This window comes from Longimicrobiaceae bacterium (assembly GCA_035936415.1).
Classification (GTDB): Bacteria; Gemmatimonadota; Gemmatimonadetes; order Longimicrobiales; family Longimicrobiaceae; genus JAFAYN01.
In genome coordinates this window covers 1-10994 of sequence record DASYWD010000194.1, presented here as the reverse complement: position 1 = coordinate 10994, position 10994 = coordinate 1, and the positions used below count along the sequence as shown (strand labels likewise).

The following is a 10994-nucleotide window of genomic DNA, read 5'->3' as shown; positions in this document are numbered from 1 at the left end:
GCTGCTCGCCGGGCGGGAGGAGCGCGAGCGGGAAGAGTGGCGCGAGCAGGTGCCGGGGACGATCCTCCCGCTGCGCCTGGATCCCGCGCACCCGCTGGCCTGGGGCGCCGGCACCGACGGCCGCCCCGAGCGGGGCTTCGCCCTGCACGAGGGCGGGCTCGTCTTCGAGCCGGCGGCGGGGGTGGAGACGGTCGCCCACTTCCCCAAGGGACTGCAGCGGATCTCCGGGGTGATCTCGCCCGCCAACCTGAAGCGGCTGGAGGAGGGCGCCTGGCTGGTGACCAAGCGCGTGGGGCGGGGGAGCGTGGTGCTCTTCGCGGACGATCCGGTCTTCCGCCTCTTCTGGCGCGCCACCCAGCCGATGCTCGTGAACGCGCTGCTGTACTCGACCGTGCCCTGAGCCGGTTCTGGCAAGGTGAAGAAGCGCCCCCGCCGCGACGCTCGCGGCGGGGGCGCTTTCTTCATCCGCTCAGAACCCCAGCGCCGCGCCGTCCCCCCGCGGATCGGCGCCCCCCTCCAGGAGGCCGGTGTCGCGGTGGATGCGGATGGCCTGCGCGTGCCCCATGTCCTCGTCCCAGTCCATCGCCATGCGGACGTCGTGGCCGCGCGCGAAGAGCTCCCCCACCACCGCGTGGGAGGTGCGCCCCTCCAGGTGCAGCTCCTCCACGTCCCGCCCGAGGGTGCGCCCCACCACCCAGCGGGGCGCCTCGATGGCCTGCTGCACGTCGTAGCCGAAGTCCACGATCCGGGTGACGAGCGCCGCGTGCGTCTGCGCCTGACCGTTTCCCCCCATGGTGCCGAAGGCCAGGTACGGCTCCCCGCCGCGGAAGGCCATGGCCGGCATCAGGGTGTGGAAGGTCCGCTTCCCCGGCTCCAGCCGGTTGGGGTGGCGGTCGTCCAGGGAGAAGCAGGTCCCGCGGTTCTGCAGGATCACACCGGTGTCGCCGCCGGCCTCCATGCTCCCGAATTCCTGGTAGAGCGACTGGATCACCGAGGCCGCCATCCCCTCTCCGTCCACCGCGCAGAAGTAGCAGGTGTCGCCTGCCAGCGGCGTCCGCCGCGCCGCCGGGCCGAAGCGGATTCCGGGCGCCACCCCGCCCACCGGGAGGGCGCGGTCCGGGTCGATGAGCCGGCGGCGCTCGGCGGCGTACTCCTTCGAGAGGAGGCGGCGGAGCGGGACGTCCACGAAGCGCGGGTCGGTGAGCCACTCGTCCCGGTCGGCGAGGGCCAGTTTCACCGCCTCGGCCAGGTGGTGGTAGTAGTCCGCGGTGCCGTCGCCCCACGCCCCCACGTCGAACCCCTCCACGAGGTTGAGGATCTGCAGCGCGGTGAAGCCCTGGGAGTTGGGCGGGAGCTCGTGGAGGGTGAGCCCGCGGTACTCCGTCGAGACGGGCTCCACCCACTCCGCGCGGAAGGCGGCGAAGTCCTCCGGGCGCAGGGGGGATCCGCCCGGCTGCAACGCGCAGCAGATCCGCTCCGCCGTCTCCCCCTCGTAGAACCCCTCCCGCGCCCCCCGCCGGGCGATCCGCTCCAGCGTGTCGGCCAGGCCGGGGTGCGCGACGCGCGCTCCCTCCCGCAGCGGGCCCCGGCCGCCCGTGACCAGGGACGCGGCCGAATGCCCCGCGAGCTGGTCCAGCCGCCGGGACAGCCAGGACGCCAGCGAGCGCGCGACCGGGGCCCCCTCGCGCGCGTAGCGCACCGCGTCCGCGAACAGCTCCTCCCACGGGAGCCGGCCGAAGCGCTCGTGGGCCATCCGCCACCCGTCCACGGCCCCGGGGACGGTGAGCGCAGCCAGCGGGCCGCGCGCGGGGATCTCCTCCGGGTGTCCGCGCTCCCGGTAGTAGTCGCGCGTGGCGAGGCGCGCCGCGGGCCCGCTGGCGTTGAGCCCCTCCACCCCGCCACGGCGCGGGTCGTGGACCAGCCAGAAGCCGTCCCCGCCGATCCCGCACCAGTGCGGGTACACCACCGCGAGCACCGCGTTGACGGCGATCGCCGCGTCCACCGCGCTACCCCCACGGCGCAGCACGTCCAGCCCGGCGCTGGTCGCCAGGTAGTGCGGCGCCGCCACCATCGCCCGCGGCGCGAAGGTCGGCGGGCGCCCGGTCCGCGAGCCCGTCTCGTTGCTCATCCTCTCGCTCCTCCCATCGTGGATCGCCGGCCCCGCGCGTCCCCTGCTCCCACCCCGGCGTTTGTTTCCGAGCCGGCAACGGCCGTGCCTCGTCGCAAGTTGTTCCATCCCAACGGGTGCGCTCTCCATCCGACAGGAGAAGCGGGGCGCTAGCGTCTCAGGTGGGACTCGACGGCCTCAAGTGTTTGCATGGGCCCGGCCGGTATGACGGCTCACGGCGTCCCGTCCCGAAGGTGCAAGCAGGCGCGAAACTTAGACAAAATGGCAGCGAAAACCGGGCACGGATCTTCCTTTGTTTCCCGGCAGCGACACGCAATCAGGGCGACCACCCGCAGGGGAACGCCGCGACCCGACCGTGGACCGCGCCGCCGCCCGACAACGCAAAGGAAAGCACATGATCAACTTCGATCGACTCACTGTCAAATCGGCAGAAGCCATCCAGGAGGCCGCGAACGCCGCCCGGCGCGGCGGGAACCCCTCCATCGAGGACGTGCACCTGCTCGCGGCGCTTCTGGCGCAGGAGGAGGGGATCGTCGTCCCCGTCCTGCAGAAGGTGGGCGTCAACGTCGCCCGGCTGGCGAGCGAGACCGAGGCCGCGCTGGGCCGGCTTCCCAAGCAGTCCGGCGGCGCGCAGGCCACCATCTCCCGCGAGCTGAACGAGATCCTCGACCAGGCGGAGAAGGAGGCGCGCGGCCTCAAGGACGAGTACGTCTCCACCGAGCACATCCTCCTGGGCCTCGCCGCCCAGAAGGGCTCTACCACGCGCGATCTGCTTTCTCCGCAGGGGGCCACCCGCGACGCGATCATGCAGGCGCTGGAGCAGGTCCGGGGCGCGCACCGGGTCACGGACCAGAACCCGGAAGAGAAGTACCAGGCGCTGCAGCGCTTCTCGACCGACCTCACCGAGCGCGCCCGGCGCGGCCGGCTGGACCCGGTGATCGGCCGCGACGAGGAGATCCGTCGGCTGGTGCAGGTGCTCTCCCGGCGCACCAAGAACAACCCGGTGCTCATCGGCGAGCCCGGCGTCGGGAAGACGGCCATCGTGGAGGGGCTGGCGCAGCGCATCGTCAACGGAGACGTCCCCGAGGGGCTGCGCGAGAAGACGCTGATCTCGCTGGACATCGGCGCCATGCTGGCCGGCGCCAAGTACCGCGGCGAGTTTGAGGAGCGGCTCAAGGCGGTGCTCAAGGAGATCACCGAGGCCGAGGGGAAGTTCATCGTCTTCATCGACGAGCTCCACACCATCGTCGGGGCGGGGAAGACCGAGGGCTCCCCAGACGCCGGGAACATGCTCAAGCCGGCGCTGGCCCGGGGCGAGCTGCGGGTGGTGGGCGCCACCACGCTGGACGAGTACCGCCAGTACATCGAGAAGGACGCCGCGCTGGAGCGGCGCTTCCAGCCGGTGTTCGTGGGCGAGCCCACCGTGGAGGATACCATCGCCATCCTCCGCGGGCTCAAGGAGCGCTACGAGGTGCACCACGGGGTGCGGATCACCGACCCGGCCATCGTGGCGGCGGCGACGCTCTCGAACCGGTACATCGGCGACCGGTTCCTCCCGGACAAGGCCATCGACCTGATCGACGAGGCCGCGTCGCGCCTGCGCATCGAGATCGACTCGCTCCCGCAGGAGATCGACGAGGTGGAGCGCCGCATCGTGCAGCTCGAGATCGAGCGTCAGGCGCTCTCCCGCGAGACCGACCCGGAGTCGCGCGAGCGGCTGGACCGGCTGGAGCAGGAGCTGGCGGACCTGCGCGAGCGCTCCTCCGGGATGAAGGCGCAGTGGCAGAGCGAGAAGCAGGTCATCACCGACCTGCGGGAGATGAAGGAGCGGCTGGACGAGCTGCGCGTGGAGGCGGAGCGCGCCACCCGCGTGGGCGACCTGACGCGCGCCGCCGAGATCCAGTACGGCGAGGTCCCCGGGCTCCAGAAGGACCTGCAGGAGGCCGAGGCGCGCCTGCACGAGCTGCAGCAGAGCTCCCGCTTCCTCAAGGAGGAGGTGGACGCGGACGACATCGCCGAGGTGGTGGCGCGGTGGACGGGGATCCCCGTCACCCGGATGCTCCAGTCCGAGCGCGAGCGGCTGGCGCACCTGGACGAGCACCTGAACGAGCGGGTGATCGGGCAGCCGGATGCCACCCGCGCCGTGGCGGACGCGGTGCGGCGCTCCCGGGCGGGGATGCAGGACCCCAACCGTCCCATCGGCTCGTTCATCTTCCTGGGGCCCACCGGGGTCGGGAAGACGGAGACGGCGCGCGCCCTGGCCGAGTTCCTCTTCGACAACGAGGACGCCATGGTGCGGATCGACATGTCCGAGTACATGGAGAAGCACGCGGTGGCCCGGCTGATCGGCGCGCCCCCGGGGTACGTGGGCTACGAGGAGGGCGGTCAGCTCACGGAGGCGGTCCGCCGCCGGCCGTACTCGGTGATCCTCTTCGACGAGATCGAGAAGGCGCACCCGGACGTCTTCAACATCCTCCTGCAGATCCTGGACGACGGGCGCCTGACGGACTCGCAGGGGCGGGTGGTGAACTTCCGCAACTCGGTCATCATCATGACCTCCAACATCGGGAGCCCGATGATCCTGGAGCAGTCCGGCCGCCTCCGCGACCTGGACGTGCGCGCCGAGGTCGAGGCCGCGGTGCTCGCCGAGCTGCGGCGGGCCTTCCGTCCGGAGTTCCTGAACCGGGTGGACGACGTGATCGTCTTCCGTCCGCTGGGGACGGACGACCTGAAGCACATCGTCGAGATCCAGCTCCGCCGGCTGGAGCGGCTCCTGTCCGACCGCAAGCTGGGGCTGCGGGTGACCGACGCGGCCAAGGAGCTGATCGCGGACGAGGGGTACGACCCGGCGTACGGGGCGCGCCCGCTGAAGCGCGCCATCCAGCGCCTGGTGCAGAACCCGCTCGCCATCCGCGTGCTGGAGGGCGAGTTCGAGGAGGGCGACACCGTGGTCGTGGACCGGGAGGACGGCTCCCACCTGCTCGCCTTCCGCGCCGCCGGCCGGTCGGCGGAGGTGGAGGCCGGGGCCGCTTGACACCCCCCGGGGGCGTATCTAGCATTCGGGGCCGCTCCGACCGGAGCGGCCCCTTCTCTTTCCCACCTGGAGGACCCTTGCGCGCTCTTCGACTCCCGCTGCTCCTTCCCCTCGCGGCGCTCCTCCTCGCCGCCTGCGCCTCCGCCCGCCCGCCCGCCCCCCGGAGCACGCCCGGAGCGCCCGCGCCGTCCGCGGCGGTCGAGCGCTTCCTGCAGCTCGCCGCCGAGAAGGACTACGCGGAGATGGGGTACATCTTCGGGACGGAGAAGGGCGCGGTCATGTACCGCGACCCCCCCGGCCAGGTGGAGAGGCGGATGTACGGGATCGCCAACGTTCTCCAGAACGAGGGCTACACCATCCGCGGCGAGGAGCCGATCCCGGGTCGCATGGGGAGCGCCGTGCGGGTGACGGCGCAGCTCCGGCAGGGGAACCGCAGGCCTGACGTCCCCTTCGTGGTGGTGCGGGGGCCCGACTCGCGCTGGTTCCTGGAGCAGGTGGGGCTGGAGGCGGTCACCTCCCCCACCCCCGCCCGGCAGTAGCCGCCGCTATCCCTCCACCAGCTCGATCAGCACCCCTCCGGTGGAGCGGGGGTGGAGGAACGCGACCCGGTGGCCGTGCCCGCCCGTGCGCGGCTCCCGGTCGATCAGCTCGTACCCGTCGCGCCGGAAGTCGTCCAGCGAGGCGGCCACGTCCGGCACGCGGTAGCAGAGGTGGTGCATCCCCGGCCCCCGCTTCGCCAGGAACTTCCCCACGGGGGAGTCCGTGCGGGTGGGGGCCAGCAGCTCCATCCTCCCCGCGCCCTCCCCCACGAAGACGATCTCCACTCCCTGCGACTCCACCGTCTCCCGCCCGTACCCCTTGCCCCCGGTGATAGATTCGAAGACGGGGAGCGCTTCGTCCAGCGACTGGACGGCGATCCCGACGTGATCCAGAGCCCGCTCGCTCATCGCGCCTCGCAACGGTTGGTTTCTTGCGTGATTCGGCCGCGGTGAAGAATAGCCCGCGGCGGCGGGCCTGGCTACCGATCCTCCAACACGGGAAGGACACAAATGGCGGAGAACGGAAACACCGTCAAGGTGACCGACGACAACTTCCAGACCGAGATCGGCGAGGGTCTGGCGATGGTGGACTTCTGGGCCGAGTGGTGCGGGCCCTGCCGGATGATCGCCCCCATCGTGGAGCAGCTCGCCGGGGAGTACCAGGGGCAGGTGAAGGTGGGGAAGCTGGACGTGGACTCCAACCCGCGCGCCGCGGCGCAGTTCAACGTCCGCTCCATCCCCACCATCCTGTTCTTCAAGGACGGGCAGCTGGTGGACACGGTGATCGGCGCGGTGCCCCGGCAGGCGCTGGAGCAGAAGATCCAGCAGCACCTCGCCGCGTAGGGCGGCTGCTGAAACGGGCGCAGCTCTGCGTTGCCCTGCGGGCGGCTCCCTGCGGCGTGAAACGACCACGCCTCAGTCGCCGTCCTCGGGCGCCTTGATCTGCACTCCGTTTGAGCAGCCGCGGTCTCTCGTACCGTAGAACGGCCGACGGCACGACCGGATCGGGGGTGGGGTTCCACCCCCGATCCTGCATTCTGCTGCTGCTGCGTGCCGAATGCAGAGGACCCCGCGTGCCGGCTCCAGGCGCGGCGCGGCTTTCCATGCCGGCACGCCATATGTATTCTACACAGGATCCGCCTCCCCCCCGATCCGACCCAGGCGCCATGTACCGCTTCCCCCACGAAGTCGCGTACCTCCCGCAGACGCGTCTCAGCTACGTCAACCTCCCGGGGCTCCTCAGCGACGGGAAGCGCGACCGGACCGCACGCGTCCCCGGCTTCGTGGCCGTCCAGCTCGGCGACCGCTGCTACCTCATCTTCATGCGCGGCGGGGAGCCCTTCCACGCGGCCCGCATCGACCCGGACTGCCGCGGACCCGTGGCGCTGGCGGAGGTCGTGCGGGTGGTGGGGACGGAGAGCGAGCGCGGCGAGGGAGGCCAGATCGCCTACCTGGGCGCCCCGGAGGCGCAGCTCCAGGCGATGCTCTCCACGATCGTGCAGGAGCCGCTCCCCTGGACGGACGGCGAGGACGCCCGGCGCCCGGACACCCTCTTCCCGGCGCTCCGCGCCCGCACCTTCAGCGGCGTGGTGGAGCTGTGCGACCGGCGGGCGCACCAGTACCTGGTCTTCGACCGGGGCGCGTACCGCGCGGGGTACTTCTGCGAGCGTGACGCGGCAGTCCCCGTGGGCGACTTCATCCGCGCGGTCTTCCAGGAGGCGGGGGACGACCTCCGCGTGGGCCTGTACCCCCCGCTCCCCGAGCTGCCGGCGCAGGCCGGGCCGGGGCTGGTGGACCTGTACCGCCGAATCGTGGGCGGGGTGCTCCGGGAGCTCTCGGCGCCGGTGGGGCGCGAGGCAGGACTGGAGCTGATGCGCGATGCCCAGGCCGCGGTGCTCGTCCGGCGCCCCGCCGTGGAGGGGTTCGTCCTCACCGAGGAGGGGCGGGTGCGCGGCGACCCGGTGGCGACCCCGCTCGGGCTCACCGAGGGGGTGGCTGACTGGGTGACCGAGGCGCTGGTGACCGCGGCGGACCGGTACGCGGTGGATCCGGCGGAGGTGATGGTGAAGGTGTCTCGGGACTCGCGGTTCGTGCTGGCGGAGCAGGGGTTCTTCGCCCGGCTGCCCTGGGCCGTGGGGTTCTGAGTGGCGTCGCTCTTCGTGGTGAGCACCCCCATCGGCAACCTGGGCGACATCACCTACCGCGCGGTCGAGGTGCTGAAGGCGGCCGACGTGATCCTGGCCGAGGACACGCGCCGGAGCCAGGTCCTCCTCCGCCACTACGGCGTCGAGGGGCGCCTGGTCTCGGCGCACGAGCACAACGAGAGGTCGCGAGCCGCCACGGTGGTGGAGATGCTGCGCGAGGGGCGAGACGTGGCGCTGGTCACCGACGCGGGGACCCCGCTCCTCTCCGACCCCGGCGCCCGCATCGTCCGCGAGGTGGTGGAGGCCGGCTTCGAGGTGGTTCCCGTCCCGGGCGCCTCCGCGCTGCTGGCCGCCCTGGTGGCCTCCGGGATCTCCGCCGAGCGCTTCGCCTTCTACGGCTTCATCCCCCGCAAGGGCGGGCGCCGCACCGAGCTGCTGGAGGAGATCGCCGGGCTCCCCTACGCCGCCGTCCTGTACGAGTCGCCCCACCGCACGGCGGAGCTGCTGCGCGACCTGGCCGCCGCCGCGGGGCCGGAGCGCCGCGTCGCCGTCGGGCGCGAGCTGACCAAGCTGCACGAGGAGTTCTTCCGCGGGACCGCCGAGGCGGCGGCGGAGCGCTTCGAGGAGCGCGAGCCGCGGGGCGAGATCGTGGTGGTGGTGGAGGGGCGTGCGGAGGACGCGGACGCCGAGGCGGAGACGGACGCGCTGGCCGCGCGCGCGGTGGCGCAGGCGCTCCTGGCGCAGGGGATGGCGCCCAGCGCCGTGGCGAAGGAGCTGCGCCGGCGGCTGGGGATCGCGCGGAACGTGGCGTACGAGCTGGCGCAGGAGGCGGCGGAGGGGGACGGGGAGGGGTAGCGGCGCCGGGCGTCGACGCTCAGGCGCCGTTGCGGAACGCTTCGCCCGGCGCGCACAGACCCGCAAGGGGTCACCAGATAACCCGGCCGAAGATCAGCCACGAGAGAATGGCGAGTGGCACGACCAGCACCATGAGCGAAGCCGTCTCCGCCTGACGCACCATCTCACGCCGGGCCCGGGGCGGCGAGACGGCGCGCACCTGCTCGATCTCCGCGAGGGCAACGGCGGCCCGCCGGTCGCCGGAGGCTCCACTGCTCCACCCCCCGAAGACGCTGTCGCCCTCCACCTCCGGGCCGCGCAGCAGGACGCGCTCTCCCGACCGGAGCGTCACCTCCACGTCGCGTCCGCGGTAGACCAGGATCTGCTCCGCGGCCGGACGCTGCACGGCCGGAGCGCACGCCACGCCGAGAGCGAGCGTTGCGATCCCAAGCAGGGAGCGAGGCGCCGACATGCGCGGCATGGGTCAATCCAGCGGCAGGAGTTTGGGCACGAGGAAGTAGAGGATCCCCACCGTACCGAAGACGGCGGCGACGCCGGTCCAGCCCTCGCGGGGCAGGTAGCCGGGCTGGCGGTACTGCACGTATGCGATGTCCGCCACGGCGACGGCCACCCGTTCGCGCTTGCCGGGGCCGCGTGCCACCACGCCGGCGAGGCTGTCCCGGTAGAGCACGGCCTGCGCGAGCACCACGCGGGTGCTGTCGCGCTGGGTGACGCGCACCTGAGCGGGAGTGGAGGGAGATCGCTGGGGAGCGGGCATCGGCGAGTACCAGTATGCCCCGCAGCCGCTCAGCAGCGCGATCGAACCCAGAGCGGCGTAGACGGCCGAGCGCATGAACCTCGAAGCAGAAGTAGGAGCCCAGGGAGACGAGGGGGAAAGATAACCCCTGCTCCCACAACGGCGTAGGTCCGGGCCACGTCTCGACGGCTACGAGGGGGGACGCGGTGTCTCCGGCCCAGTGCTGCCGCGCGAGGGATGCCGACTATAGCGACGTTCCCGTCGATCAGGAGCCTCAACGGCCGTACTTCTCGAACAGGTACTCCCGATAGTCTTCCTCGTCCGTCCGGCCCGACGCTGCTCCCAGGAGCCGGCGAACGACCGGGGGCAATTCCTGCTCCTCCTCATCCAGCGGGAGACGGGACAGGAAGTCGCTCACAAGCTGCGACAGGCTCGTGGCGTGGCGCTCGCTGTAACGCTCCCCGCGCTCGAGTGCTTTCGAGTCGAGCGATAGGGTCTTTGTGATTCTCTGCATCGAGCGCGCCCCCGGCGTGCGTGTTGATGCGAGATGGGCGTCCGCATGTACGAGGCCGAGGTCAAGCCTTCGTTCCCCCTCACCGCCTCCGCTCCACCTCCGCCTCGATCTCGTCCGGCAGCTTGTCGAGAAAGTCGTATCCCGTTGCTTCCTCCAGCGCGTCCACCGTGGTCAGGTAGTCGCGCCAGGGCCGCGTCGCGATGCCGTTCTCGTTCGGCATGTTCACGGCGATCACCCGCAGGTCGCGGGCGGACTTCACGTCCGCGAGCCCTCGCCCGGACGGCAGCAGCACGGCGATCTTCCAGGTGTGGGTGGGGATCGCCACCTTGCCGCGTCCGCTGAGCGTCTCCGGCCGCTCCGGGAAGATTCCCCCGGCGAGGACGTAGATCTCCCGCCCCTCCTTCTGCGCCTGCTCCTGCAGGTACCGCTCGAGCCCCAGCCACGGCCCCGCGTTCAGGTCCTGCGTCTGGGGGAGGACGTTGGTGAGCAGGAAGGTGGATGCGTTCTCCTCCGGGGTGACCGTGCGCTCCTCGCTGCGCACCATGTGCCCGCGCGTGTAGCCGCTCCCCGTGTAGTCCGAGTTGACCACCCGCGTGAAGCGCGACGGCAGCGCCGGGTCCGACGTGAACGACGACGAGCGCGGCGCGTCGCCGAAGTGGGTGCGGTTCAGGTTCCAGGCGACCCAGTTCGCGACGTTGCGGCGCGGGTTGTAGGAGAGGACGTACTGCGGCTTCTCCATCAGGTAGTCGTCCGCGGGCGTGACGTCCCGCGGCGTCCCGAACTCCAGGTGGTTGCGGTAGACCGGCCCCTCCGCCACCGGTGAGGCCGCCACTTCCGCGCCCCCGGCCGCCACCGCGCCGCCCCCCGGAAGCGCCCCGCTCAGCGCTTCCACCCGTCCCGGCGTCCCCCGGTCCCCGCGGCCGAAGCTCTCCGTCGCGACCGTCCACGCGGGCCCCCCCACCTCCGCCCGGTTCCCGCCGAGGTCGCGCAGCTCCCACGAGGCCCCCCGCCGCGGGGCGGTGCTCCACGCGACCGAGTCCACCG

At 72.1% G+C, this 10994-nt stretch carries 12 protein-coding genes; 6 read left to right on the top strand and 6 right to left on the bottom strand.

Annotation, left to right across the window (positions count from 1 at the left end):
* Positions 1-400, top strand: a 400-nt coding sequence (locus tag VGR37_07615; protein ID HEV2147255.1) for a hypothetical protein, incomplete at its 5' end; no start/stop codon positions are given.
* A gap of 69 nt (positions 401-469) precedes the next feature.
* Here the strand turns inward: VGR37_07615 and ggt are convergent.
* Complete coding sequence (ggt, locus tag VGR37_07610; protein HEV2147254.1) at positions 470-2128, bottom strand: gamma-glutamyltransferase; 1659 nt, start codon at positions 2126-2128, stop codon at positions 470-472.
* 394 nt (positions 2129-2522) lie between these two features.
* Here ggt and clpB point away from each other — a divergent pair, with 394 nt between their 5' ends.
* Both clpB and VGR37_07600 read left to right on the top strand, forming a co-directional pair.
* Complete coding sequence (clpB, locus tag VGR37_07605) at positions 2523-5162, top strand: ATP-dependent chaperone ClpB (protein HEV2147253.1); 2640 nt, start codon at positions 2523-2525, stop codon at positions 5160-5162.
* A gap of 77 nt (positions 5163-5239) precedes the next feature.
* Positions 5240-5701 carry a hypothetical protein gene (locus VGR37_07600; GenBank protein ID HEV2147252.1) on the top strand — a complete coding sequence of 154 codons (462 nt, stop codon included), beginning with the start codon at positions 5240-5242 and terminating at the stop codon, positions 5699-5701.
* Between the two features lie 6 nt (positions 5702-5707).
* Here the strand turns inward: VGR37_07600 and mce are convergent, their stop codons facing one another.
* Entirely contained in the window at positions 5708-6109 is a 402-nt protein-coding gene (mce, locus tag VGR37_07595) for a methylmalonyl-CoA epimerase (protein ID HEV2147251.1), read from the bottom strand.
* Between the two features lie 102 nt (positions 6110-6211).
* Here mce and trxA point away from each other — a divergent pair, with 102 nt between their 5' ends.
* The 3 genes from trxA to rsmI all read left to right on the top strand — a co-directional run bounded on the left by trxA (position 6212) and on the right by rsmI (position 8700).
* Positions 6212-6544 (top strand): thioredoxin, encoded by a 333-nt coding sequence (gene trxA, locus VGR37_07590; GenBank protein ID HEV2147250.1) that lies wholly within the window; start codon positions 6212-6214, stop codon positions 6542-6544.
* Between the two features lie 323 nt (positions 6545-6867).
* Complete coding sequence (locus VGR37_07585; GenBank protein HEV2147249.1) at positions 6868-7845, top strand: hypothetical protein; 978 nt, start codon at positions 6868-6870, stop codon at positions 7843-7845.
* Complete coding sequence (gene rsmI / locus VGR37_07580; protein HEV2147248.1) at positions 7846-8700, top strand: 16S rRNA (cytidine(1402)-2'-O)-methyltransferase; 855 nt, start codon at positions 7846-7848, stop codon at positions 8698-8700.
* Between the two features lie 70 nt (positions 8701-8770).
* Here the strand turns inward: rsmI and VGR37_07575 are convergent, their stop codons facing one another.
* The 4 genes from VGR37_07575 to VGR37_07560 form a co-directional block, all read right to left on the bottom strand.
* Entirely contained in the window at positions 8771-9085 is a 315-nt protein-coding gene (locus tag VGR37_07575) for a hypothetical protein (protein HEV2147247.1), read from the bottom strand.
* Between the two features lie 78 nt (positions 9086-9163).
* Positions 9164-9532 (bottom strand): hypothetical protein, encoded by a 369-nt coding sequence (locus VGR37_07570; GenBank protein HEV2147246.1) that lies wholly within the window; start codon positions 9530-9532, stop codon positions 9164-9166.
* Positions 9533-9710: 178 nt separating this feature from the next.
* Entirely contained in the window at positions 9711-9950 is a 240-nt protein-coding gene (locus tag VGR37_07565) for a DUF6364 family protein (GenBank protein ID HEV2147245.1), read from the bottom strand.
* A gap of 79 nt (positions 9951-10029) precedes the next feature.
* A partial coding sequence (locus VGR37_07560) for a DNA/RNA non-specific endonuclease (GenBank protein ID HEV2147244.1) occupies positions 10030-10994 on the bottom strand: 965 nt, incomplete at its 5' end.